19 protein-coding genes, 1 riboswitch and 1 other annotated feature are annotated in these 24,945 nt (G+C 50.0%); of the genes, 2 read left to right on the top strand and 17 right to left on the bottom strand.

From position 1 onward, the window contains the following. The 14 genes from H8S44_RS02020 to H8S44_RS02090 all read right to left on the bottom strand — a co-directional run bounded on the left by H8S44_RS02020 (position 1) and on the right by H8S44_RS02090 (position 18,518). Positions 1–147: a hypothetical protein gene (locus H8S44_RS02020; RefSeq protein ID WP_186872735.1), complete on the bottom strand. Its 147-nt coding sequence runs from the start codon at positions 145–147 to the stop codon at positions 1–3. Beyond that, entirely contained in the window at positions 140–1,447 is a 1,308-nt protein-coding gene (locus H8S44_RS02025; protein ID WP_330593514.1) for a bifunctional folylpolyglutamate synthase/dihydrofolate synthase, read from the bottom strand. The genes H8S44_RS02020 and H8S44_RS02025 overlap by 8 nt, the downstream gene beginning before the upstream one ends. Then, on the bottom strand, positions 1,444–3,609 hold the full coding sequence (locus H8S44_RS02030; protein ID WP_243167447.1) for an LTA synthase family protein: 2,166 nt from the start codon (positions 3,607–3,609) through the stop codon (positions 1,444–1,446). The genes H8S44_RS02025 and H8S44_RS02030 overlap by 4 nt, the downstream gene beginning before the upstream one ends. A 15-nt stretch (positions 3,610–3,624) precedes the next feature. Further along, entirely contained in the window at positions 3,625–6,264 is a 2,640-nt protein-coding gene (locus H8S44_RS02035) for a valine--tRNA ligase (protein WP_186872734.1), read from the bottom strand. A gap of 62 nt (positions 6,265–6,326) precedes the next feature. Continuing rightward, positions 6,327–6,553 (bottom strand) — a binding site (T-box leader). Between the two features lie 70 nt (positions 6,554–6,623). After that, positions 6,624–8,117 carry a purple acid phosphatase family protein gene (locus tag H8S44_RS02040; protein ID WP_186872733.1) on the bottom strand — a complete coding sequence of 498 codons (1,494 nt, stop codon included), beginning with the start codon at positions 8,115–8,117 and terminating at the stop codon, positions 6,624–6,626. Positions 8,118–8,274: 157 nt separating this feature from the next. Beyond that, complete coding sequence (locus tag H8S44_RS02045) at positions 8,275–8,685, bottom strand: hypothetical protein (protein ID WP_186872732.1); 411 nt, start codon at positions 8,683–8,685, stop codon at positions 8,275–8,277. A 120-nt stretch (positions 8,686–8,805) separates the two neighbouring features. Further along, complete coding sequence (locus H8S44_RS02050; RefSeq protein ID WP_207724123.1) at positions 8,806–9,447, bottom strand: TetR/AcrR family transcriptional regulator; 642 nt, start codon at positions 9,445–9,447, stop codon at positions 8,806–8,808. Further along, complete coding sequence (locus H8S44_RS02055; RefSeq protein ID WP_186872731.1) at positions 9,416–12,466, bottom strand: efflux RND transporter permease subunit; 3,051 nt, start codon at positions 12,464–12,466, stop codon at positions 9,416–9,418. The genes H8S44_RS02050 and H8S44_RS02055 overlap by 32 nt, the downstream gene beginning before the upstream one ends. Further along, positions 12,467–13,990, bottom strand: a complete 1,524-nt coding sequence (locus tag H8S44_RS02060) for an efflux RND transporter periplasmic adaptor subunit (protein ID WP_186872730.1) — start codon at positions 13,988–13,990, stop codon at positions 12,467–12,469. It abuts the gene before it with no gap. A gap of 570 nt (positions 13,991–14,560) precedes the next feature. Continuing rightward, positions 14,561–15,331: a Cof-type HAD-IIB family hydrolase gene (locus tag H8S44_RS02070; RefSeq protein ID WP_186872729.1), complete on the bottom strand. Its 771-nt coding sequence runs from the start codon at positions 15,329–15,331 to the stop codon at positions 14,561–14,563. A 41-nt stretch (positions 15,332–15,372) separates the two neighbouring features. Beyond that, a complete protein-coding gene (gene agaB / locus H8S44_RS02075) occupies positions 15,373–15,846 on the bottom strand; it encodes a PTS galactosamine transporter subunit IIB (RefSeq protein ID WP_186872728.1) in 474 nt (157 codons plus the stop codon). A gap of 11 nt (positions 15,847–15,857) precedes the next feature. Beyond that, positions 15,858–16,658, bottom strand: a complete 801-nt coding sequence (locus H8S44_RS02080) for a PTS system mannose/fructose/sorbose family transporter subunit IID (protein WP_186872727.1) — start codon at positions 16,656–16,658, stop codon at positions 15,858–15,860. Next, the gene (locus tag H8S44_RS02085) at positions 16,639–17,412 is read right to left on the bottom strand and encodes a PTS sugar transporter subunit IIC (protein ID WP_186872726.1); all 774 of its coding nucleotides are present in this window, start codon (positions 17,410–17,412) and stop codon (positions 16,639–16,641) included. The genes H8S44_RS02080 and H8S44_RS02085 overlap by 20 nt, the downstream gene beginning before the upstream one ends. Before the next feature lie 38 nt (positions 17,413–17,450). Continuing rightward, complete coding sequence (locus tag H8S44_RS02090) at positions 17,451–18,518, bottom strand: SIS domain-containing protein (RefSeq protein WP_186872725.1); 1,068 nt, start codon at positions 18,516–18,518, stop codon at positions 17,451–17,453. Positions 18,519–18,662: 144 nt separating this feature from the next. On the opposite strand from H8S44_RS02090, the gene H8S44_RS02095 reads away from it, so the two are divergent. Further along, positions 18,663–19,442, top strand: coding sequence for a GntR family transcriptional regulator (locus H8S44_RS02095; protein WP_186872724.1), 780 nt, complete (start codon positions 18,663–18,665; stop codon positions 19,440–19,442). Between the two features lie 21 nt (positions 19,443–19,463). On the opposite strand, the gene H8S44_RS02100 is transcribed toward H8S44_RS02095, so the two are convergent. The 3 genes from H8S44_RS02100 to H8S44_RS02110 all read right to left on the bottom strand — a co-directional run bounded on the left by H8S44_RS02100 (position 19,464) and on the right by H8S44_RS02110 (position 23,581). Continuing rightward, on the bottom strand, positions 19,464–20,447 hold the full coding sequence (locus H8S44_RS02100; RefSeq protein ID WP_186872723.1) for an RpnC/YadD family protein: 984 nt from the start codon (positions 20,445–20,447) through the stop codon (positions 19,464–19,466). A gap of 399 nt (positions 20,448–20,846) precedes the next feature. Further along, positions 20,847–22,034 carry a methionine adenosyltransferase gene (metK, locus tag H8S44_RS02105; protein ID WP_186872722.1) on the bottom strand — a complete coding sequence of 396 codons (1,188 nt, stop codon included), beginning with the start codon at positions 22,032–22,034 and terminating at the stop codon, positions 20,847–20,849. Between the two features lie 89 nt (positions 22,035–22,123). Next, positions 22,124–22,225, bottom strand: a riboswitch (SAM riboswitch). A gap of 63 nt (positions 22,226–22,288) precedes the next feature. Beyond that, positions 22,289–23,581 carry a UDP-N-acetylglucosamine 1-carboxyvinyltransferase gene (locus tag H8S44_RS02110; protein ID WP_186873002.1) on the bottom strand — a complete coding sequence of 431 codons (1,293 nt, stop codon included), beginning with the start codon at positions 23,579–23,581 and terminating at the stop codon, positions 22,289–22,291. Positions 23,582–23,993: 412 nt separating this feature from the next. Between H8S44_RS02110 and H8S44_RS02115 the strand changes: the two genes are divergently transcribed. Then, entirely contained in the window at positions 23,994–24,800 is an 807-nt protein-coding gene (locus H8S44_RS02115; protein ID WP_186872721.1) for an HAD-IIB family hydrolase, read from the top strand. Positions 24,801–24,945 lie beyond the last annotated feature (145 nt).

Raw genomic sequence — 24,945 nt, forward strand, 5'->3', positions numbered from 1 at the left:
TCAGCGATGACTGCCCTTCATCTCTTTCAGCATTTCATCGAGAAGGTCTGACATGTCTTTGGGCTTGTTACGGTATACGTTGTCCTCCACCTGCTCTACCTCCAGGCTGGGATGGAATTTCTTCAGTTCTTCCTCAAAGTCAATCATTTGCCGTCCTCCTGTCCCGCAATATTTTTTTAATGCTTCCTACCAGATAGAGAGAACCCACACAGAATAAGATGCCGTCTCCCTTTTCTTTCAGTGCTTCCTCAAATGCTTCTTCCACATCCGGAATGGCTGTGATCTGCTTCTGTCCGAACTGCTCAAACAGTCCCTTGGGCTCCTTCACATCCACGCTCCGATAGCCGCCCACCTCAGTCACGATGACCCTCTCCAGGCGCAGCTCCCTGCAAATGGTCTCGATCATGTGGCGGTAGTCCTTGTCACCCACTGCCGCAAAGAGCAGGGTCACCGGATAATCCGCCTCCAGCCGTTTGGCCGTCCGCACGAACTCCTCCACGCCTGCCTCGTTATGGGCGCCGTCGATGATGACGCCGGGCAGTACGGTCTCCATTCTGCCCTGCCAGCGCATGTCCGTGATCCCTTTCCGGATGATTTCATCGGTAAAAATGCCTTCCTGATCCATCACACGGATGGCCGTGACCGCCTCGGTGGCGTTCTTCATCTGATACTCCGCCACGCTGGATATGGAAAGACTGATATCATCATAATACCCACAATGAATGGAAAAATCAATATTTTTCTGCGACGAACTGGAAATTTTATACATTTCCGAATGGATGCCGTAGGCAGGGGCATGCAGTTCCTTTGCCCGGGCCAGAATGACCTCCTCCGCCTCCCGGCAGGATGCGTCGTAGACCACCGGAACGCCCTCCTTGATGATGCCTGCTTTCTCTCCTGCAATGGCCGCCACCGTATCGCCCAGATACTCGGTGTGATCCAGACTGATGGAGGTCAACACCGTCACCAGAGGATGGGCGATGGAGTTGGTGGCGTCCAGGCGGCCGCCCAGGCCTGTCTCCAGCACCAGGTACTCCACCCTGGCCTGCTCAAAGATCACCATGCCAATCAGGAACAGCAGCTCAAAGTAAGTGGGATGGGGGTAGCCCTCCTCCTTCATGGCGTTCACACAGTCCATGACTTTATGGAAGGCCGCCAGAAAGGCTTCATCAGACACCTGATCCTCATCAATGACAAAACGCTCGTTGATATCCACCAGATGGGGAGAAATAAAAAGTCCCGTCCGCTTTCCCGCCGCATGGAGCATGGAAGCCAGAAAAGAGCATACAGAGCCCTTTCCGTTGGTTCCCGCCACATGGAGCAGCTTCATCTTTTCCTGAGGATCCCCCAGCCTCTGTAAAAAAGCCCGTGTGTGATCCAGGGAATTCTTCTTCGTAAATTTCGGTGTTTCGTCAATATAGTCTACCGCTTCCTGATAGGTCATCATTGTGCAGTTCCCGTCCCTTCTGTTGTATCGGTGGTTTCATCGGTCTCCTCGGTGGTCTCCTCCACCACAGGAACCTTGTATTCGTAAGTGTTGCCCTCGCTCAGCACCCGTTTTGCCTTGCCTGGCGCCAGCTGCTTCACGGAGATCTGCGCGTCCTCCGTCAGCTTCACCTTCTTCACCTGCAGTACATGACTGCTGATGAACTTGGTGTTCTGCCACTCATCGTTGATATAGATCTTGCTGGCTGTGGTAAAGTTCCGTCCGAACACGTAGAACTTATTCTCGCCCGGCAGCGGAATTACACGGGTGATCTCCGGCTGATGGATACCCATCTGCATATTGATGGTCTCAAAGGGCGTGGTTCCGTCATCGCCGTAAGCGTATTTCTTTCCATAGAGAAGGTCGTACTGCAGAAGCTCCATATCCGGCAGATACCATTTGGACTTACGCCGGTTCTGATGATACTGCATCATGGTTCCCTCATGGATATTGACCTTATCCAGCACCTCGGCCGCGATCTGGTAGGAGCAGAGGGTCTGATCCACCTTCTCCAGTCCCATATTGTCCACGATGACGTAGCTGGTGTCGAAGAGGTAACGGTTTGTCACATCCTCCACGGTCAGGCCCAAGGTCGGCAGATGGTCGCCGTACATCACAAGCACGTATTTCTCGCCGAAATTATCCAGGGCGTTGATCAGGTCCGCCACGAACTGATCCATCTCATGGAGCTGATTTACATAATACTCCCACTGATTATTCTTTTCTTCAGTGGCAGCGCCGGTCACCTTGATGGCCGGATCCTCCAGCACCTTTTCGGTGGGATACTCGCCGTGTCCCTGCACGGAAATCGTATAAATAAAGTCCTGCCGGGCTGTGGATTTCAGGTTATCCAGAATCTGCTCCACCAGAATCTCGTCCTTCAGCCAACCGTTTGCTGTGGTATTGGACACATCCATATACTCTTTGGAAGTATAGGTGTCGAAGCCCAGATTTTTAAATACGTCGGCACGGCTGTAGAAGGTAGCCTTGTTATTATGGATGGCGTGGGTGGCATAACCCAGGTTCCGCAGGTCGTAGGCCACGCTCTCACAGGTGGTTTTCTTCAGAATGGTCTTATAGGGATACTCGCCCGGTCCGAAATACCGCAGATTCATGCCGGTGATGGACTCAAACTCCGTATTGGCCGTTCCGGCGCCCACGGAAGGCACCTTGTATGCTCCTGAAGAATACTCCTGCATCAGCCGGTGGAAATTCGGGATGGGATCCTCGGAGAACTCCAGCCACTCCACTGTGGTGGGATCAAAGAAGGTCTCCAGCTGCAGCATGAGGATATTCGGCTTTTCCGTATCATTATCCGCGCTTAAAGCCACCTTTTTATCGTCCTCCACGATCTTGTCGATGGTCTCCTTGGAATAATCATAGGGCTGGTTCATACCTGTGGCCAGCAGACTGCAGAAAAAGCAGTAGGGCAGGCCGTAATCCTGATACGCAAAGGCGATATTTCCAAAATAGGTGGACAGCACACGCTGCTCCAGACAGAGCTTTGTGCTTCCCGCAAATAAAATCGGGACGATAATCACGCCTGCGATGCTTAAGGGCCATTTTACCTTTTTCTGATATTTCGGCGCGTACTTCCACAGGAGTACCAGCACCGCCACTCCCAGAAGCACACCGCCCACCTGGGTAATCAGCTTCATCGGCGACATATACAGACCTACCACGTCCAGCGCGTCGGTAATCAGATGCAGATCCTGTCCGGTAAACGGCGTAACGCGGCTATTTAGTATCGTTCCGTTCATATAGCCCAGGTATATCCAAAAGGCCGTAATCAGAAGACGCACAAAAATACGTCTCCGGAACAGATACACGATCATAAAGGTCATGAAAATCATAAAGGTATTATAAGCGTATACCTTCGGACTTCCTATCATAAAGTTCCATGCTTCCAGCGCTGAATGTCTGGACATGGTCTCCATGATAAAATAGATTCCAGCCGCCATCAGGGCATGGAATAACAGAGAAAACCGGTTCATGAATGCCACCGGCTTCTCCATGGTCTTACTGCACCCCTCACTCCACTTGTTCAGAAAAGCGCCGCAGCGCATGATGAATTTCTTCACCGCAGCACCGCAGGCCTTTACCATTTGTAAAAACTTTTTCATAAAATCCTCTCTTACTTATTTCACCAAAGCATTCAGATGCTCTTTCACCTGATTCATCATCTGGGTGTACTTCTCCAGCTTCTCTTTCTCCTCGTCAATCTTACTCTGGGGAGCCTTACTAATGAACTTCTCATTGCTCAGCATGCCGTTTACACGGGCCAGCTCTTTGGTCAGACGCTCCTCCTCTTTCTTCAGGCGCTCAATCTCTTTATCCAGATCTACCAGCTCCGCGAAGGGCATATATACCGCCGCGTCCGGAATCAGCGCGGAAACCGCGTCCTCACCGATGCCTGTCTTGTCTGCCTGTACGGTTACCTGGCTTGCATAGCTTAAGGTGCCGAAGAAGGACTTACTTCCCTCAAATACCGCGCGTACCTCCGGCTTCTCGGATACCACGATCACATGAGCCTTCTTGCTGGGCGGAACGTTCATGGAAGAACGCACGTTACGGATGGAACGGACAGCTTCTTTGAGCAGCTCTACCTCGGTCTCTTCCTTTTCAAAGCTCCACTCCTCCTTAAACTCCGGCCATGCAGAAATCATGATGGACTCCTCTCCGGTCAGGTTCCGGTAAATCTCCTCGGTAATGAAGGGCATATAGGGATGCAGAAGCTTCAGGGCGTTGGTCAATACGGTCTTCAGCGTCCACAGGGCTGCCGCCTTAGTCTGATCCTCTTCATTATAGAGACGGGGCTTCACCATCTCGATATACCAATCGCAGAACTCCTCCCAGATGAAGTCATAAAGCTTCTGAACGGCGATACCCAGCTCAAATTTATCCATATTGGCCGTCACGTCCTGTGCCAGTGTGTTGACCTTGGACAGAATCCACTTGTCGGCTCCGGTGAGCTCAGACGGATCCATGGCTTCCGGAACCTCTGCCTTTTCAATGTTCATCATGATGAAACGGGAAGCGTTCCAGATCTTGTTGGCAAAGTTACGGCTGGCCTCCACACGCTCCATATAGAAACGCATGTCATTGCCGGGGGCGTTGCCGGTAACCAGGGTGAAGCGCAGAGCGTCCGCGCCGTACTGGTCAATGATCTCCAGCGGGTCGATACCGTTTCCCAGAGACTTACTCATCTTGCGTCCCAGAGAGTCACGAACCAGGCCGTGGATCAATACGTGATGGAACGGGCACTTTCCGGTCTGTTCATAGCCTGAAAATACCATACGGATTACCCAGAAGAAGATGATATCGTATCCGGTTACCAGTACGTCGGTGGGATAGAAGTAGTCCAGATCCTCGGTGTTCTCAGGCCAGCCTAAAGTGGAGAAGGGCCACAGCGCAGAGGAGAACCAGGTGTCCAGGGTATCCGGATCCTGTGTGAAATGGGTTCCGCCGCACTTCGGACACACCTTCGGCATCTCCCGATCTACCACGATCTCGCCGCAGTCGTCGCAATAATATGCCGGAATCCGGTGTCCCCACCAGAGCTGTCTGGAGATACACCAGTCGCGGATATTCTCCAGCCAGTGCAGATAAGTCTTGTCGAAACGCTCCGGCACGAAAGTCAGATCGCCGTTCTTAACAGCTTCGATGGCCGGTTTTGCCATTTCCTCCATCTTCACAAACCATTGCTGCTTGATCATGGGCTCCACGGTGGTACCGCAGCGATCGTGGGTTCCTACGTTATGAACATGATCTACCACCTTCACCAGCAGGCCCTGCTCCTTCAGCTCTTCTACCATCACTTTACGTGCCTCGTAGCGATCCATGCCTGCATATTTGCCGCCATTCTCATTGATGGTGGCGTCGTCGTTCATGATATTGATTTCCGGCAGGTTGTGACGTCTTCCTACCTCGAAGTCGTTGGGGTCGTGTGCCGGAGTAATCTTTACCACGCCGGTACCAAACTCCTTATCCACATACGCGTCGGCGATGACAGGAATCTCACGGCCTACCAACGGCAGAATGACGGTCTTGCCCACGATGTCCTTATAGCGCTCATCGTCCGGGTTTACAGCCAGGGCGCTGTCGCCCAGCAGTGTCTCCGGTCTGGTGGTAGCGATCTCTACGAACTTGTCGCTGCCCTTAATCGGATAATTGATATGCCAGAAATGGCCTGCCTGCTCCTCGTGCTCTACCTCTGCGTCAGAGATAGAGGTCTTGCAGACCGGACACCAGTTGATGATACGGGAGCCCTTATAGATATAGCCCTTCTTATGCAGGCGCAGGAATACCTCCTGTACGGCCTTGGAGCAGCCTTCGTCCATGGTGAAGCGCTCTCTGTCCCAGTCGCAGGAGGAGCCAATCTTCTTCAGCTGATCTACGATGGTGCGGCCATACTCTTCCCGCCACTCCCAGGTTCTCTTTAAGAAGCCCTCGCGGCCCAGCTCGTTCTTATCGATACCTTCCGACTTCAGCTGGTTGATGACCTTAACCTCTGTGGAAATGGACGCATGATCGGTTCCCGGAATCCACAGCGCATTGTAGCCCTGCATTCTCTTGTATCGGATCAGGATATCCTGCAGGGTATTGTCCAGGGCATGTCCCATGTGCAGCTTTCCTGTGATATTGGGAGGCGGCATGACAATCGTGAACGGTTTTTTACTCCGATCCACCTCTGCATGGAAATACTTTTTCTCCAGCCACTCTCCGTAAATACGATCCTCCATCTGCTTCGGATCATAGGTCTTTGCCAACTCTTTCATTCTGTTCCTCCTTCGGTTTCCTTGGATTTCTCCTGCGAAAAAAATAAACGCCCTCTCATATATGAAAGGGCGCTTGTGCGCGGTACCACCTTACTTATGAAGCGAAAGCCGCCTCATATCTCTCACCCTTTAACGCTGGTCGGGCGTGAATGGCTAGGGATATTCCGTTCACCACTCCGGCTCCAAAGCTACCTTCCGCAGGCGACCCTTCCACGACAGCCTCTCAGCCCATGAGCCGTCCTCTCTTTTGACGTGTGTCCCGCGTACTCCTCTTTTTCTCTGCCTTTATAAGTTATTGTATTCCTGTCTAACTGTAGGTAAATATAGCAGTCTTTCCGCGGATTGTCAAGGCTTCGCGCTTATTCTTTGCGGATTGTATACTCGTCGTAGAGGGTCCAGTTATCCACGGTATAAGCCTGCAGATGAAGCTCGTTTTCCGTCACGTCAAACTGCAGGGCCATGGGCTCCTCCGGCTGTCCCTGGAAAACGATATTTTCGTTGGGCGTGGCAGCCTGATACAGGCTTCCGCTGGCTGTGCTGCAGACCACATACATGGTTCCTTCCGGATTCACTGCCGTCGCCCCGGAGGAATAATCATAGTTTTCATTTTTCTCACAATTCCGATTCGTAAAGTAGGACCGGGAATAGACTGCGTCATGACCGCTGATCACCAGGTCGATGTCATTGTCCTGGCAGATATAGGCCAGAGACTTTCGGATCCAGGGATCCATCTGATCCTGATACCGCTTGACGCTGCTGTAGGCCGGATAATGCTGGATGATAATCCGCCATTTGGTATCCGGATACTTCTCCACTACCTTGGGCACATAGTCCTCATGGGTGTCCGTCTCCTGGGCTGTCAGACTGTTCAGTACAATGAACAGCACATCGCCCCGGACAAAATAGTAGTCTCCGTCCTTATCCCGTTCGCTCATTCCGTAATGCTCCGACCGGTTCGGCACATTGAAATGCTCATAGAAGAAGGGGCCGCCGTTATAACCCAGCTCCTCCGCGATATCATCATTGGCCACATCGTGATTTCCGGTCACCGGCACCAGGGGAATCTTGTAAAGTCCCAGATGATCCAGGAAGCCGCTGTATTCCTCCGCATTGCCAAACTGGGCCACCTGGTCGCCCGCATGTACCAGAAACTGAGCCTCCGGCACATAGTTGGTAAGCCTTGTCACTACCTTGTCCCAGTCGTTGACTGTGACCTCTTCCTCCTGATACTGATCCTGACCAATCTCCGCGTCAGAGGTTACCAGGAAGGTAAAGCCCTCTTTGGTGTCCACATCCGGCACCGTGTATTTGTACTCGGGGGACCAGCCGCCCGCATCGTTTCCTACCTTGTAGGCATAAGTCATGCCCCGCTGCAGTCCGGTCACCGTCGCCTTGTTTACATAATATCCCGGCATGGTCTGGGAGGCGCTGCACTCTGCGTCCACCATCTGGAAATCTCCGTTCTGCACCGTATACCAGCTCACCTGTCCGGTGGCTGCGCTGGGAGACATCCAGTTCAGGCGAATCTCGTCCTCGGTGCTTCCCACCTCCAGGCTCAGATATTTAATGGGCGTGGTGCTCAGTAGGGGCTCGCTGTCGTAGTCCGTCACAAAAGTGGCCAGTTCCTCTTCCTGCCGTATCTGCTCGTCCACATCCTCTGCGGGCTGTGCAGGCTCCGGCTCTTCCTCCGGCTGCTGCTCCGGCTCCACCACCGTGGGTTCCTGCACCTCTGCCTGAACCGGTTCCTCTTCCTTCGTGTCCCGGGTCTTCAGGGTCCATGCCACCGCAATCACCAGTACCAGCAGAACACCTGCCGTAATGATCGTGCGGATTCCTCCGTTATTCTTTTTCATATGCTCTCCTCTTTCGCTGTTATGCTTTCTCCGTTTCTGTTTCGCTCCAAACAGTGATAGAATTTCAAATTATACTCTAGCATTATATTCCGGCCGATTCAAGGACATACCGGCTTTTTTAAGAATCTTTCGTGTTTCTTAAGAAAAAAACAGAGCCTTATCGGGGCTCTGCTTTTCCCGCAAAATGCGGATAACTGTTCTTATCGTCGTAATAGTACCAGGTTCTTCCGCAAATCTCCGCCGGATGCTGTGTATCTCCCTCCGGAATCGGCGCTTCCGCATTGCAGATCTCCTGATCGTGCATAAACAATACGTGGTGTACCGGTTCATCGAACTGGATAAACCACTCCTCCCAGGGATAGTCCTTCTCCCGAAGCTCCTTCGGCGGAACCGCGTGAATCACATACTCCCGGATTCCTTCTACCGTACAGGGAATCTTCTGCCAGGAATAGGACGCGTACAGCCGGTCCGTCTCCTCCTTCAGGCCGCCGAAGATCTCCTCACAGTTGTATCCGAGGGCTTCCAGCTCCTTCTTGATACCCTCCTGCTCCAGTTTTTCCAAAAGCATACCTCATACCTCCTGCTGCATTTTCCATGCGTTTTTTTCTAAAACCACCGGTTCTATTATAGCAAAACGGCCTGTGACAGTAAAGCCACAGACCGTTTTCTTTCTTCTATTATTTTGCCCTTATTTCACCGCTCGCAGAAAGCCCTCACACAGATAGGTTCCCATCTCCTCCGGACAGAAATCCCCGGTCTGTTTTTTTTCTCCCAGATACATCACCAGGGAGGTCAGGCTGCCAAGCAGCATATACACCGCCGCCTGCTTCGGGAGCCCCTTCCGGATATAGCATTCCCGCATGCCGCAGTCACACAGATTTCCCAGAATCATCATAGGACCCATATCGCCGCACTGCCTGCTTTCCGCAAGCATGCTCTGCAGCTTCTTCATAATATCGTCCTTAGCCGCTCCCGGATGGGCCGACAGGAACAGAAACCTGGCAAATGCCCGCTGCTCCTGCACACACTCTGCCACCCAATGAAAGCAATAGCAGATCTTTTCTTCAAAGCCCGGAATATTTTCCAGTCTTTCCCAGTTTTCCTCGCCCTGGGTCCGGGCGTCATAGATAATGGCTCCCGCAATGATTTCTTCTTTACAGCTAAAATAATCGTAGGCCGTTCCCTTACCGATACCTGCACGCTTCGTAATATCCGACACAGTCAGGGTATTGACATCCGCATTTTCATTCAGAAGCTCCAGCACTGCATCGTAGAGGGCTTTTACCTTGGGCTTCAGCTCAGGCATTGACTTCGGTTTCTGCAGCTCCATGCTTTCTAAGCCTCCATTTCCGCGGTTTTTTCGGCCCCTTTTCTTTTTTATTTCCGTAAGCCATCAGATAGAATACCGGCATTAACAAAAGAATCAGAATCGTAGAGGCAGTCAGGCCGCCGATGATAATGATACCCATGCTCTGCATCATTTCCGTTCCAGTTCCCAGTCCCAGAGACATGGGAATCATGGAAATAACAGTAGTCAGCGTAGTAATCAGAATCGGCCGGAGTCTCGTCTTTCCGCTTTCAATCAACGCGTCCTCCAGTCCCAGTCCTTCCTCATTCATCAGGGCATGGACGCCGTCCACATACAGGATACCGTTATTTACTACGATACCCACCAGCATCATAATACCCATCATGGAAATCATGGTCAGCGACTGTCCGGACAGAAAGAGAAGTCCAAAGGAACCAATCAGGCTGAAGGGAATGCTCAGCATAACCATCAGAGAATACTTCGGAGATTCAAACTGCATGGCCATAACCAGGAATACCAGGAACACTGCCGCTGCAATCGCCTTGCCGATGGCCGTAAAGGTCTCTGTCATCATCTCGTCCATGGTGTCCTTGGTCTGTTCCACAGAATCCGGAAGCTTTGTATCTGCCACCAGCTTATCCAGCGCCGCGTCCACCGCGTCCGTATCCTCTGAGACACAGGAAGCGGTAATGGTGGTGGTGTATTTTCCGTTCTGCTTCATAACCGTCTGCTGGGAATCGGTATATTGAAGCGTCGCCATCTCTGACAGCGGTACGCCGCCGACGGAGGCGTCCAGAAGGGAGCTGGCCTTTGTGTAGGTGCCTTCCGGATACTCCAGCATGACACTGTATTCCTCGCCATTTGACGTAATGGTCATGGCCTCGGTTCCGCTGATCATACTGTAGAGCCCCCCTGCTGCCTGTATGGGCGTCATACCGTGGGCCATAGCGTCCAACGGATCAATTACCACCCGGATCTGGGTAGAACCTTCACCGGCATCCGAGGATACATTCAACACGCCCGGAATATTCCAGGCCTTTTCCTGAAGGGCAGAAACCGCTTCCTTCAGATCGTCCAGATTGGTTGAAGCCAGGGTTACGCTTCCGCCGCTTGACGTGAGCATCATGGTAGACATCTGGCTGCTGACGGTGATATCCAGTTGTACGCCGGTCATATCCTTCGTCTCCTCCAGCCACTCATCTGCCACCTCCTGGCTGGACATCCTCCGATCTTCCTTCAGATTAACGGAGATTTTGCCGGAGCCCTTAGAGGACGTCAGGGTATAGCTGTCCACATCCTCATGGGCCGCCACCATAGCCTCAATCTCCTGCATTTTTTTATCTACTTCTTCTGCTTTGGTACCGCTACGGAAGGCAGCCGCTACGGAAATGGTTCCCTCGTCCATGGCCGGCATCAGCTCCACCTTCATCAGCGCTACCAGACCGAAGGATCCTATCAGTAACACTACTGCCACCAGAACGCTCAGCTTCTTCTTATGTAAGAGCTTCCGCTCCAGCCTGTCATATTTCCCCTTAACCTTATCCAGAAATCCGTTCAGCTTCCGTTCCTTTTTCTCCTGCGGCTTAAAGATACAGAAGAACAGGGGAACCAGAGTCAGCGCGGAAATCAGGGACGCCAGCATGGCGATGATAATCGTATAGCCCAGCTGTCCGAAGATCTGTCCGGTCAGTCCGGTCTGGATACACAGGGGCAGGTATACCACGACTGTGGTAATCGTAGAAGCCACGATAGAGCCTGCCACGCCTCTGGTACCGATTTCCGCAGCCTCCCGAAAGCCCGGCTTTTTATCCTTCGCCCGGAAACAGCTTTCCAGTACCACACTGGAGCTGTCTACCATCATACCGATGGCAATCACCAGCGCGCCCAGCGTAATGATATTCAGTGAAAAGCCTGCCACGGCCATGACAATCACCGTCACCAGCAGGGAGATGGGCATGGCGCTTCCTACAATCAGGCTGGCCTTCCAGTCACCGAAGAAAATAAACAGCACCAGCATAGACAGGATGACGCCCATGAGCAGCGTGCTTCCTACTGATTTTACAGCCAGAAGAATCATATCCGACGCGTCGTAGGAGGCTGTCGCCACCAGTCCCGGATGCTCCTTCTGCAGCCGCTCCATGGTCTTTCTGACGTCCCGCACCACTCCCAGGGTACTTGCGCTCTGGTTCTTGGTAACGCTGACCGTCAGGGTTTCTTCGCCATTATAACGGCTGATGCTGTCCGGCTCCTTCTGGGACCACTGCACGTCGGCCACGTCCGACAGATGAATCAGGCTGCCTGTGGCGGTAAACAACGGAATCTCCCGCAGATCCTCTACAGTGGTCACATCCGCCGTGCTGATGGCGCTGATGGACTGCGTACCCTGCTCCAGGGAGCCGATGGGAACTGTAAAATCTGTGGTCGCAATATACTGGGCGATGCTGCTCATAGTCAGTCCATACTGATTCATGGCCTCCTCGTCCAGCTTCACCTGAATATAATTCTCCCGTCCGCCACTGACCTCTACGCTGGCCACCGAGCTTACCGCCTTCAGCTCCGGCACAATCTCATCATTGGCCAGGGAGAGAACGTCGCTGCCGTCGGTGGTGCTTAAGGAATACATCATACTGGGCATGGAATTGATATCCATCTTCATAACGATGGGGCTCTGGCAATCATCCGGCAGAGAACGCTCCACCGAATCCAGCGCCGCGCGCAGATCCAGATACGCGTCGTTGGTATCTACGCTGTAATCATACTGCAGAAGAACCATGGAGCTGTTCTCCTGAGAATAGGTGGTGACGGAATCCACACCACTTAAGGCGCCGACCTTACCCTCGATCTCAGAGCTGACCAGCTCCTCCACAGATTCCGGATCCGCTCCCGGATAAATGGTCATAACCATCATCACCGGCATATCCATATCCGGCATCAGTTCCAGTCTCAGGCCCAGAAGGGACGAGATACCGAATACCGCCAGCGCCAGGACAACCAGAAGGGTCGTGACCGGTCTTTTTAAGGAAAATTTTGTCAGATTCATTTATTCCGCGTCCTCCGCCTCTGTTTTCACCACAACTTCTGCACCGTCTCTAAGCTTGGAGGACCAGGTGGTAACCACCTGACTTTCCCCGTTTAATCCGTCCACTACAGTCGCCTCGTCATCATTCATCAGGCCCACGGTAATCGGGGTTTTCACAAGCTTTCCGTCCTCCACACAATACACATAGGCGCTGCCTGCGGAGAAATAAATCGCGTCATAGGGGATCACCAGGCTGCTCTCTTCCCTCTGGGTAGTGGCATGCACCTTGACGGACACGCCGCTGGGCAGCTTATCTCCGGCTCCGATGACAGAAGCCTTCACCTGGAAAAGACGGGTCTGCGGCCCTGCCATGGTTCCCACCTCCGTGATAGTTCCGGCAAAGATTTCGCCATTTCGCTCTACCTCGATGGCGTCGCCCACCTGCAGCTCATCCTTGGCCTTCTCTGCCACATTGAAGGTAACGGTCATCGAATCCTTATTGGAAATGACATAAGCCGGGCTGCCCGCAGAAGCCATGGAATCCTTCTCCACGGAAATGGACTCGATCTGGCCGGAAATAGGTGCCTTGACAGTGTACATATCCAGCTGGTACCGGGCAGACTCCAGGGCTACGTTGGCCTGCTCCAGCTGAGCCGCGTAGGTGGCATCCGTCTCCGGATATACTTCATTCTTTGTGATATCATAAGTTTTCTTTGTGGTCTTTAAGTTATCCTTCAGGGTCTCCTTCTGGCTCTTGGTGCTTTCCAGCGCGCTCTCCAGCTGGGATTTTCCGGATTTCACAGAAGAAAGGCCGGACTGGGCCTGGGAAAGGGCTCCCTGGGCCTGGGTCAGCTCCAGCTTCGCATTGGCCACCACCGTTTCCTGGGTCTGAATTTCTGCCTTCTTCTCTGCAATGGCCGCGTCGTCCTTCGGATTCGCAGCTTCCAGGGCTTCCAGGGCTTTCTTCATTTCATCCAGCTTCACCTGCTCCTGGGCCAGCGCCTGATTCTTGGCATTGGCCTGAGCCTGAGCTCCGCTTACCGCCTGGGTCAGCTGTGTCTCCTGATCGCCCAGTGTACCGATCTGGCTCTCCATATCCTTAATGCTGTCCCGTACGGTGTCCAGACTGTCCTCCATGCTATCGATGCCCTTCTCTGTCTGATAGTTCTGCAGATGACGGGAACCGCCTGTGGCCACATTGACACCGGCCTCAGCCTGGCTGTAGACTGCTTTCGCATTGTCCATCTGAAGCTGCGCCGCTTCGTCATCAATCTTAAACAATACGTCGCCTTCTTTTACCGTATCGCCCACAGCATAATTCACCTGGGTTACCGTTCCGGACACCAGCGGCACCACATAAACCTGCTGCTCCGGAGATACGGTTCCGATATAATCTGTATCCAAAGTCACCTCGCCGCTCTGGGGCGTCTGTACTTCCACATTTACCTTTTCTGTCTCTGTCTTCTTACTGCTGCCACAGCCCGTCAGGGTCGCCGCGCCCACAGTCACCGCCAGCCCCAGCGCCATCACGCTTTTCTTCTTCATCCAATGTCCTCCTCTACATTCGGCAAAATCCGACCGACCGGTCGGTCGAAAACTGAAACCTATTATATGACAGAGAGGGTTGTATCGTCAAGAAAAATGGGGGGAGGATTTTCTTAAAAGTTTGTAAAGTCAGCTAACGAATTAATTGCCAAAGAACATAAACTGTTCCACTGGCGAGGCAAAACTTCCGCTGAGCTTGAATTTATCATTGAGTCGAATAATAAATTATATCCTCTGGACGTAAAAAAATAATTACGGCTACAATTCTAAGCAAAAGCTCCTTACTGTGCCGTTTTACTTTATTCCATTTGTGGCAAAAGACCTTGCAGAGGGGACCTTTAAAATATAATGCTTGAGCAAGAGGCGGTGACTAACCGCCGTCCTCTCATAGCACCGTACATACAATTCACGTATATGGCATACTGTTTTTTATACATTCAAGCATTTCAATATTTTCCTTTGAGCCTTGTTTCGGACATAAATTCCTAAAAGAAATAGGACCTTTCGCATGAACGAATGGCCCTATTCCTTTTGTCTATCGTCTGAAACAGACTCTCATTTTTTATACGGTTAAAGCAAATCATAATGCCTCAATGCAGAAAAAATACCTTCATTCCCTACATCCTTTGTAATATAATCCGCACAAGCCTTTACCCGTTCAGAGGCATTTCCCATCGCCACACCTATTCCGGCATAGCGAAGCATTTCCATATCATTTTCAGCATCCCCAAATGCCATAATCTCCGTACGCTTCAAGCCATAATGCTCCAATATTTTTTTCATTCCCTTTGCTTTACATGTATCGGCATCCACGACATCTACAGCATGCGTATTCCAACGAGTCATACTGCAATGCGGCATATTTTTCATAAGCTCCGCTACTTCTTTTTCTCCTGCGAAAATATTTACCATATATACCGCATTTCCTCCGTAAGTCCCTACTTTTGGCGGCTCCGATGAAATATCTGCCATGGCCTCCTGCACGTACCTGTCGATTGTATTGATATAGACCTCCTTCTCTTCCATGAACGCTATGGGGATCTTTTTTTCTTCAAACCAGGGCAGAATTCCTTCGATGTCCTCCTGACAAATGGGAATTTGCGCCACTGTACACTCATTCTGATCTAAGCATACCTGACCATTCAAAAGCACATGTCCATCAAACGGCAATTTTGCGATTCCTAACATATGAAGCTCTTTGATATGCCGTCCTGTACAGGTGAAGATTTGAATTCCTTTTTTCTTTAATTCCCGCAGTGCTATCTGCGTTGTTTTCGGAATGATATTACTTTCATGATCCATGAGCGTTCCGTCAACATCAAAAAATACAGCCTTTATCATTTATTTTTTACTCTGCCATTCAGGGGCGCAATGAAATTTTATTAAACTACATACTTTCTATCGTTCGGCGTGATCTGTATATATACATCCACCCCCATGTTTTTTAAACGTTCGAAGCAATCAATATCATTTTTATCAGTATACACATGTACTTCGTGAAATATTTCTTTTCCTTCACTCTTATGCATATTTCCGATATTGCAGGATTTGATAGGTACACCGTTCTTCACCAGCTCTTCGATTACAAAAGGTGTCTTTGCCACGATAAAAATCTTCTGGGACGGTGCGGCCTTTCCAATAATATCAATTGTTTTCTGAACAGAGAAAAATCGAATTTTCACCCCTACAGAATCCGCCGTCATTTTCATCAGCGACTGCTGAAGGGAATCCTTGCAGACCTCATCGTCAACCACAAGAATTAAATTCGCACCTGAAGCAGTTACCCACACATTTCCTACCTGTCCATGCACCAGTCGATTGTCTACTCTGGTAAAAACAATATTCACATTGCTCATAGTCTTGCCTCCTACATAATTCCAAGCAGTGACATCAGTACTGAAAATACGATGATACCTAAAATCAGCGCTACAATGCCTACCTGTTTCTTCTTAAAGATATAATACAACAAACCGACGAATAATGCAGGTAATAAATTCGGAATGATAGAATCAAAAATAGACTGCACTCCTACGGTACCGAATAATGTCAGGTCTTCCGGAAAAGAGAAGGATACATAGCTGGGGATCATGGCTCCCACTACCATAACTCCGAGAATTCCGGCTGCTTTTGTCAATTCCTTTACATTTGAGGTCAGCATTTCTATGGCATTACTTCCCAGCCTGTAGCCGGCCTTCAGAAACAGCACCCTTGACAGCGCCATCAAAATCCAAAATGCGATAAAGAACACCGGTCCAATCAAAAGATTCTGACCGCACAGGGACGCCGCGATAGAACCGCTGATAGGAAGTAACGTAAACCAGAAAATAGCATCTCCGATACCTGCCAGAGAACCGAACAGACCAGTCTTCATACTCTTAATCAACTGTCTGTCACTGCCGTTCTCCTCCATGGATAACACGAGTCCCATCAGGAAAGAGGCCGCATGCTGCTCCGTATTGATAAAGTCCAGGCCATAGGTAGTTATCGCTTTCCCCACTTCCGGGCTGTCCTTTCCATAAATCTTCTCAAGCCCGGGAAGCAGACACCATCCGAAACTTCCGGCCTGCATCTTTTCAAAGTTGAACCCTGTCTGATAAAACATGGACCGCAGTCCGAGATTTTTTATTTCTTTATCTGTCAGCTTTTCTCTAGATTCCTTCGCCATCATCTGTTTCCTCCTCTACAGTTGTATTCTTATCTCTCATAAACCCGATCAGAGCCAGCGCCACCGCAAAAAGCGCTACCGGAAGTACATTTCCCAGATCCAGGACACTCATCAGCAGAAAGCCAATGATCAGGTATGCCACATTCTCCTTTTTCAGCATAACCTTAAGAAGAAGCGCAAGACCGACGGCCGGAAGCAGACCGCCTGCGATTTCAAATCCGTGAGATACAAATTCCGGGAAGGAATTCACAAAATCGGAAATTACATTCTGAAGCGCATAAGTACTCAGAAATGCCACCAGCGCATATAACAAAGTCAGGATAATTTCCGGAAGAAATACATAGAACCGATATGCTTTCATATCATTCTTTGCAGCAGCCTCCTCCAGCTTTACATTAAATCCGGAAAACAGAGACTGGCATGCAATTACAATCCACTGCATCAGCAGTGCAAAGGGAAGGCTCAACCCCAGCGCCGCCTCTGCGCTGAGACCACCTTTGTATGCAAGGACTACCGTCATCAGACCAGCCATCAATGCATTTGGCGGAACCGTTCCTCCTACTGTGCTGAGTCCCAGATATGACAATTCTGTAATAGCCGCCGCCTGAAGTCCCAGCTTCACATCACCCAATACCAGTCCCGTAACCGTACAAACTACAATCGGATGGAACATAAAGAAACATTCCCATCTGGCATCCCATGCCAGTAAAAAGATAATCACTGCCAGCAGGATTCCCTGAAACAACGTAATACTCATTCTGACTCTCCTCCATTTTACATATAAAACCTGTTATCTTAAAAAGTAACTGTCGTCTTGGATAATCCAATGGGTTCATCCGGATTATATCCCCTTGCAATGGAAAGCAGGCAGGCAAACAGCTGCGAGAATACAGCCAATCCGAAAATTCCTGAAACTCCTTCTGCCTTTTCCGGAAGTACCACGGATGCGTTTCCAAGTTCTCTGTACTTTTCTTTATTGGTGACAACTAATGTACTTACTTTGAAATCATTCTGGATCTTCTTTACCAGTCCAATGGTGCTCTCATCCGTCTTTTCATCTGTCAGGAAGAAAATAACCGGCATAAAGCGATTGGTAGTTGCGATCGGCCCATGGGGATAATCGCACGCAGAATATGCTTTTGCATTTGTATAGCTGGCTTCCATGATTTTCAGCTCTGTTTCCTGCGCCACGGCAAAACCAAATCCTCTTGCCAGAAGAAGAATGTCTTTCGTATTCCGAAACAGAGGAATCGTATTTTTAATCTGCTTCTCCACTTCTTCACCCAGGCATGCCGCAATCAGATCCGGAGCCTGATTTAATGCTTCGATCAGTTTTTCATCTCCGCTCAGATATGCTACTATCATCAGAACAATCAGTGTCTGAGCCATATAGGATTTCGCTGCCGTAAAACTTGTCTCTTTTCCGCACTCACAGTTAATATAATAATTTCCTACCTGTCGCATCAGGCATTCTCTCTCGTTTGTAACAGAAACCGCAATACCGCCCTCATCCTGGCATTTTTTTAATACGGTATAAACATCCTTCGCTTCTCCGCACTGTGACACTCCGATCACCAGTGCATCGCTCAGATCTACCTTTCCGTCATATCTGGTTATAACCGACGGACTGGACATGGATGCCAGAAAAGGTGTATAAATTTCGAAAGCATACTTTCCTGCAATCAATGCATGTTCGCTGGACCCCCGGCCCACCAGAACTACCTTTTTGAAGCCTTTTGCTTTTACTGCTTCACACAGTTCCTTTACAACCGGAGTATTGATTTCCATCATTTTTTTCATGATTTCCGGTTGCTCATGAACCTCTCTCCACATGTTTGATTTGCTTACATCATACTGAAACATCTTTCTCCTCCTTTTTGTAACTTTGTGATTACATTGTTATATTAGTATATTATAAAAATAATGTCAATACCTATTGACAATCTTTTTCTTTCCGATAAAATTAGAAGTAACAAATCATAAAATTCAAGAAAGGTTCCCTCTCATATGGACAAAACAAAACGTTTTACCGAATACATTACCATTAACAAATTTTCCCTGATTCCGCTCTATTCCCAGCTTAAAGAATCTATAAAGGCTGCCATTCTGTCTGGTACTTTAAAACCAGGTGATAAACTCCCCACCGAAAATGAACTCTGCAATACTTTCAATCTTTCCAGAACCGTAACACGGCAGGCCTTTTCTGAACTGGCAAACGAAGGCTATATTTGCCGCTTTAAAAGCAGAGGAACATTCGTAAACCAAACCAATCAAAAAAATGTTTTTTTCAAAAAAATCATGAGCTTTAATGATGAGATGCGAATGTACGGCTACACGCCTAAAACAGAGCTCCTGTCCTCCGAGAAAATATTCTGCTCCGACGCCTTATCTCAACACTCCGGATTTCCGGAAGGCGAACCTCTGATTCGTCTGCAGCGTTTACGCTACCGCAATGACGTCCCTATCGTCTATATTGATGCCTATTATAAAGCAGACCGTATTCCCGGAATTGAGCATTACGACATTGAAACGAACTCTTTATACGATACGATGGAGCGCTATTACGACATCAAGGTTATGCACACGAAAAAGCAGTTTACCGCCAGAATCGTAGAAGATAAGCACGCTGAGTATCTCAATATTAAAAAGAAATCCGCTGTCCAATATGTAGAAAGTACAGAATACGATAATTATGATCAGCTTTTATCCTATGATATTTCCATTTATGCCGGCGAACGCAATGTGTTTGAAGTAGAAATAAATAATTTAGCTAAAAACGGATATTAAAAAAGGAGGGCTTTCGCCCTCCTACATTTCTTTGATAAACTCCTCTATACTTCCGGCCATGATAGCCTGTTTGTTCCAAAGCTTTAATTGCTCTGTATTATCCGTGGACAGAATCCTCTTTTTCACAGTTTCAGGCACTGTCCCCAGCTCTTCCAGTCTGTCCAGAACCACTTCCTGCAATATTTCTATACGGCCTTCTTCTCGGCCTTCTTTCCAGCTTTCCCTTCTCAGGTACTCCCGTTCTTCTTTTTCGTTATACTCTGTCAGTATCATCCTGTACACCTCCATTCCATACTTCGTCAGGATATCCGACAGTATTCCCTTCTCAATACACCGCCTGATGCTAATCTCCGTTGCTTCATCCAGGGACCAGCCTTCGTCCATTTTCCAGCGAATTTGACCGATGAAATAAGCATAGTCTGATAATCTGCGGCATTTCCGCATCATATCCCGATTCCGGCCTGCATTGATATTCAATACTGTCGCTTTGCATTCCAGACAGGGCTCTTCTTCCTCCCGGTCCGGCCTCAAAAAACAATCTGACAGTTTCATTTCCACCCGATCCGGCATATCCGACGTGCCATTGTAAAATACCACGTACTTGGGAAATGGAACCATCACGCGCTTTTTTTCATTTGTCAGCTTTATATTCTTCCCGTTCAGATACTGTTGATACAACTCCGAGAAATAGAAAAATCCCCGGAGCGGCATATTTTCATTCCAGGTACTCTGATGCTCGTACAAATTCATGACAACGCCAAACATGAACGATAAGTCGTTCTTCATGCTGAGATAAATCACATCCTCAATGGTGGTAATCTCCAGCTCGTCTGCATTCTCATATTCTGTCCCGTTCACTGCATTGTACAAATCCAGCAAATCCTCTTTGTCCCGGAATACCAATCGGAACAGGCGGTCCTTATGTTCCCTCTGTACCGGTTTTTTGGTTCCCGGGAAGCTGCTACGCTTCCGACGCTTTGATTTGGAAGTCGTTCGGTTACTCATTGCTATTCTCTCCTTTTCATTATACGTTTTACTTCTCCTTCCTGCAAGGGCATAAAATAGCCGTTTTCAGATACATTTTTGCATACTTCGCCCTTGGGCGTACTTTGGGAATGTTGATTTCAGATCGAAATCCAGACCTTTCTCTTTCGTGAAACAGCAACGGAAGAACCCGTGCTGTATAACCTGTGTAAACGGAAAACCTGCGCCGAGTGCGCATCCCTCCGGAGGGTTTTTTGCTCTATAGGAAGCATGACTTTCGTGCTTTAATGTGACACGGTATTTCCTATAGAGTAAAAAACAGTGTCTCCAGACTGGCATTATTTCGACAAAATGCGCTGTCTGACGACACTGTTATTCTACCAATTTACGGTAATTACGTCAATGGGTTTATCCAGAAATTTACAGATATTTTTTCAGTTCCTCGGCCTTATCTGTTTTCTCCCAGGGCAAATCCAGGTCGGTACGGCCGAAGTGACCGTAAGCTGCAGTCTGCTTGTAGATCGGTCTGCGCAGATCCAGCATGCGGATGATGCCTGCGGGACGCAGGTCGAAGTTCTCGCGGATGATCTCTACCAGCTTGGTATCAGAAAGCTTACCGGTTCCAAAGGTGTCCACGTTGATGGATGTGGGTCTTGCCACGCCGATGGCGTAGGACAGCTGAATCTCGCACTTGTCAGCCAGGCCTGCCGCTACAATGTTCTTTGCCACGTAACGTGCTGCGTACGCTGCGGAACGGTCTACCTTGGTGCAGTCCTTGCCGGAGAAGGCTCCGCCGCCGTGACGGGCCATTCCGCCGTAGGTATCTACGATAATCTTACGTCCGGTCAGACCGCTGTCTCCGTGGGGGCCTCCGATAACGAAACGTCCGGTGGGGTTGATGTAGAACTTGGTATCCGCATCTACCATCTCTGCCGGAAGGATCGGATCCAGAACGTATTTCTTGATATCCTTATGAATCTGCTCCTGAGTCACATCCTCGCTGTGCTGAGTAGAAATAACCACTGCGTCCAGACGCGCCGGCTTGCCGTTCTCGTCATACTCTACGGTTACCTGGGACTTTCCATCGGGACGAAGGTAGGTCAGGGTGCCGTCCTTACGAACCTTGGTCAGCTGCCTGGTCAGCTTATGTGCCAGGGAAATGGGATAGGGCATCAGCTCCGGTGTTTCATTGACTGCATAGCCGAACATCATACCCTGGTCGCCTGCGCCGATGGCCTCGATCTCATCCTCGCTCATCAGGTGCTCCTTTGCTTCCAGAGCCTTGTTTACGCCCATGGCAATATCGGTGGACTGCTCATCAATGGCAGTGATAACAGCGCAGTTGTCTGCGTCGAAGCCGTATTTTCCACGGTCATAGCCGATCTCGCGCACAGTGTCGCGGACGATTTTCTGGATATCTACATAGCCCTTGGTGGTAATCTCGCCCATGACGAGTACCAGGCCTGTGGTAGTCGCGGTCTCGCAGGCTACGCGGCTCATGGGATCCTGCTCCAGCAGGGCGTCAAGAATGGCGTCGGAAATCTGGTCGCAGATTTTGTCCGGGTGGCCTTCGGTTACGGATTCTGAGGTAAATAATAATTTTTCCATGGTCTCTTCCTTTCTTTTTGTGTGTCTTTGGCATAAGTTAAGGCCCGCTTAATACTAAGCGGACCTGTTTATATCACGATAACCAAATCCTCTTATTGTTCGATTCAACTCGCTCAGGTTGGCACCTTCCGCTCACGCGGGGTTGCCGTGACTTCACAGATCCTTTGTATCTCCATCACTCTGAATAAGAGAAAAAATTACAATATTCAATTTGCTTATCACGTGCTATACATTACACTACTCCGGGTGTTTTGTCAACCCACTCGGAGACGAAACTTCTGCAATGCCCGCTCATCTTCCACTTTCTCGATCTCTGCGCCCAGAGAACGAAGCTTCTCGTCAAAGCGCTCGTAACCGCGCTCGATGAAATGAATGTCGTCCACTACGGTAATGCCGTCCGCTGCCAGACCGGCGATAACCAATGCCGCGCCTGCCCGGAGATCCGGACTGGATACCTGGGCTCCGGTGTAGCGCTCCACACCCTCGATAATGGCGGTATTGCCCTCTACTTTGATATTCGCGCCCATGCGCGCCAGCTCGTCCACGTATTTAAACCGGTTTTCAAAAATACTCTCTGTGACGATACTGCTGCCCTTGGCCAGTGCCAGAGCCGCGGTAATCTGGGGCTGCATATCTGTGGGAAAGCCCGGGTAGGGAAGGGTCTTCACATTGGTACTGCGAAGTCCTTTGGAGCATACCACACGTACTGCGTCATCCAGCTCTTCGATCTCGCACCCAATCTCCAGAAGCTTGGACGTAGCTGCCTCCAGATGCTTCGGAATCACATTCTTCACAGTCACGTCACCGCGGGTCGCTGCCGCCGCAAACATGAACGTACCTGCCTCGATCTGATCCGGGATGATGGAATACTCGGTGGCATGCAGTCTCTCCACGCCACGAATCCGGATCACATCCGTACCGGCTCCCTTGATATTCGCGCCCATACTGTTCAGGAAATTCGCCACGTCTACCACGTGAGGCTCCTTGGCCGCATTCTCGATAACTGTATTACCCTCCGCCATGGAGGCTGCCATCATGATATTAATCGTGGCGCCCACGGATACCACATCCAGATAAATGTGGCTGCCTCGCAGCTTCTCCGCCTCGGCCACGATGAAGCCATACTCGATCTTCACATCAGCGCCCAGAGCACGGAAGCCCTTCAGATGCTGATCGATGGGTCTGCTACCGATATTACATCCACCCGGGAGCGGAACTTCCGCCTTTTTATACTTACCGAGCAGTGCGCCCAGCAGATAGTAGGAAGCGCGGATGCGCTTAATGTATTCATAATCCACACTGTAATCCCCGATCCGGGAACCGTTAATCTTCACGGTATGGCGATCGGTGCGGTCTACCTGCGCGCCGATCTGCTGCATAGCCTCCAGAAGGACATTTATATCACGCACGTCCGGAAGATTCTCTATAAGTACCGTATCATCCGTCATAATTGCTGCCGCAAGAATCGCCAATGCCGCATTTTTGGCTCCGCCAATTTCCACTTCACCGACGAGCGGGTTTCCGCCTTTAATCACGTACTGATCCATATCTACTCCCATTTCTCCGATCTCTTATCTAAATTCTGTTCTGATTTCTGATTTATTTTCTGTTTCCAGTCGTTGTTTTTGTCTTACTTTTATTTCTGATAGTCTACTGATAATCGCCTGTAAATTCTGCTTCTCTGTCCTGTTCCTACAGTTTCTCTATAGGATCCAGTTTCTCTGTTTTCCGGCTCTTTATGCAAAATGAGCCGCTTTTAGTCTTAGTCTAGTATAACACAAACTTTCAATTTGTAAATACCTTAAAAACGCGGAAAATACAGCATTTTAAGGTCTGTACAGAGCTTTCGGATTTTCCGTTTCCATTTTCCGTCAAACCATGTATAATAGAGTAGCGATTTACTCTTTTTGCTGTAATTTTGACCAAAGATATCCATAGATAAGGAGATTCCGGGAATTTATGAAACCATTCTTTTTTATTGACTACGATAACACCATTTTCAGCCACCGGACCTGGGCTGTGCCGGACAGCGCTCTGGAGGCCCTCAGCCACCTGAAGGAGCTGGGCTGCCGGGTAGTTCTGGCCAGTGGCCGCCCCTTCCGGTATACATCTCTCCCGGAGGAATTTCAGGGACGGTTCCTGCCGGACTGCCTGGTCAGCTCCAACGGAGCCATCATCGAGACCCCGGAAGAGGTACTCTGGGAAAAGTACTTTGATCCGGAGCTCCAGACCCGGCTTCTGGACTATGTGGTGGAAAAAAAGTACTGTCTCATGTCCAGCGCCGACGGCAAATGGTGTACCTCAAACCTGGAGCGTTTTCTGGAACTGGCCAGTCCCAGGCAGCGGAAGCTCCTGCCGGAGTCCGGCGAGGCCTTCCAAAAGATCTACCACTGCCAGATGACCTCCTTTTTTCTGTCGGACACGGAGGAAGCCATCGCCGACGTGCAGGCTCATTTTCCGGAGCTGAAGCTTCTGTATATGGGCCCGGAGCTGGGCGGCGCGGATATTATCCCCGCTGAGAATGGCAAGGTCATCGGAGCCTCCCGGATCTTAAGCCATTACGGCCTCACCTGGGAACACACCGTAGCCATCGGCGACAGCATGAATGATATCGATCTAATCCGCAAAGCCTCTTGCGGTATCGCCATGGGCAACGCCATGAAGGAGGTGCAGGAGGCCGCCGACTATGTAACCGCCGACATCGACGCCGACGGACTGGCCCGGGCCATCGCTCATGCGCTGAAGCTGGCCGGGCTCCTAGCATAAAATAGAATCCTGCTTTATAGGATTCTCCGCCTACGGCAGGTCGCTTTAGCGACATAATTCCACTCTGCCGCAGTGCGATCCTGCCCGGAGGGCTTTTATGTAATAGGAGATTCCGACGGAATTTCCTATTACATAAAAAAAACGG

The organism is Anaerosacchariphilus hominis, from assembly GCF_014290175.1.
In the GTDB taxonomy this organism is placed as follows: Bacteria; Bacillota; Clostridia; order Lachnospirales; family Lachnospiraceae; genus Laedolimicola; species Laedolimicola hominis.

Coding starts and splice junctions, on each gene's coding strand:
- H8S44_RS02050 (WP_207724123.1), bottom strand. CDS start 9,447: ATGGAGCTGCAGAAACCGAAGTCAATGCCTGAGCTGAAGCCCAAGGTA.
- H8S44_RS02035 (WP_186872734.1), bottom strand. CDS start 6,264: ATGAAAGAGTTGGCAAAGACCTATGATCCGAAGCAGATGGAGGATCGT.
- H8S44_RS02090 (WP_186872725.1), bottom strand. CDS start 18,518: ATGTTTCAGTATGATGTAAGCAAATCAAACATGTGGAGAGAGGTTCAT.
- H8S44_RS02060 (WP_186872730.1), bottom strand. CDS start 13,990: ATGAAGAAGAAAAGCGTGATGGCGCTGGGGCTGGCGGTGACTGTGGGC.
- metK (WP_186872722.1), bottom strand. CDS start 22,034: ATGGAAAAATTATTATTTACCTCAGAATCCGTAACCGAAGGCCACCCG.
- H8S44_RS02040 (WP_186872733.1), bottom strand. CDS start 8,117: ATGAAAAAGAATAACGGAGGAATCCGCACGATCATTACGGCAGGTGTT.
- H8S44_RS02110 (WP_186873002.1), bottom strand. CDS start 23,581: ATGGATCAGTACGTGATTAAAGGCGGAAACCCGCTCGTCGGTGAAGTG.
- H8S44_RS02080 (WP_186872727.1), bottom strand. CDS start 16,658: ATGATGGCGAAGGAATCTAGAGAAAAGCTGACAGATAAAGAAATAAAA.
- H8S44_RS02025 (WP_330593514.1), bottom strand. CDS start 1,447: ATGATGACCTATCAGGAAGCGGTAGACTATATTGACGAAACACCGAAA.
- H8S44_RS02100 (WP_186872723.1), bottom strand. CDS start 20,447: ATGAGTAACCGAACGACTTCCAAATCAAAGCGTCGGAAGCGTAGCAGC.
- H8S44_RS02030 (WP_243167447.1), bottom strand. CDS start 3,609: ATGAAAAAGTTTTTACAAATGGTAAAGGCCTGCGGTGCTGCGGTGAAG.
- H8S44_RS02115 (WP_186872721.1), top strand. CDS start 23,994: ATGAAACCATTCTTTTTTATTGACTACGATAACACCATTTTCAGCCAC.
- H8S44_RS02045 (WP_186872732.1), bottom strand. CDS start 8,685: ATGCTTTTGGAAAAACTGGAGCAGGAGGGTATCAAGAAGGAGCTGGAA.
- H8S44_RS02070 (WP_186872729.1), bottom strand. CDS start 15,331: ATGATAAAGGCTGTATTTTTTGATGTTGACGGAACGCTCATGGATCAT.
- H8S44_RS02085 (WP_186872726.1), bottom strand. CDS start 17,412: ATGAGTATTACGTTGTTTCAGGGAATCCTGCTGGCAGTGATTATCTTT.
- H8S44_RS02020 (WP_186872735.1), bottom strand. CDS start 147: ATGATTGACTTTGAGGAAGAACTGAAGAAATTCCATCCCAGCCTGGAG.
- agaB (WP_186872728.1), bottom strand. CDS start 15,846: ATGAGCAATGTGAATATTGTTTTTACCAGAGTAGACAATCGACTGGTG.
- H8S44_RS02055 (WP_186872731.1), bottom strand. CDS start 12,466: ATGAATCTGACAAAATTTTCCTTAAAAAGACCGGTCACGACCCTTCTG.
- H8S44_RS02095 (WP_186872724.1), top strand. CDS start 18,663: ATGGACAAAACAAAACGTTTTACCGAATACATTACCATTAACAAATTT.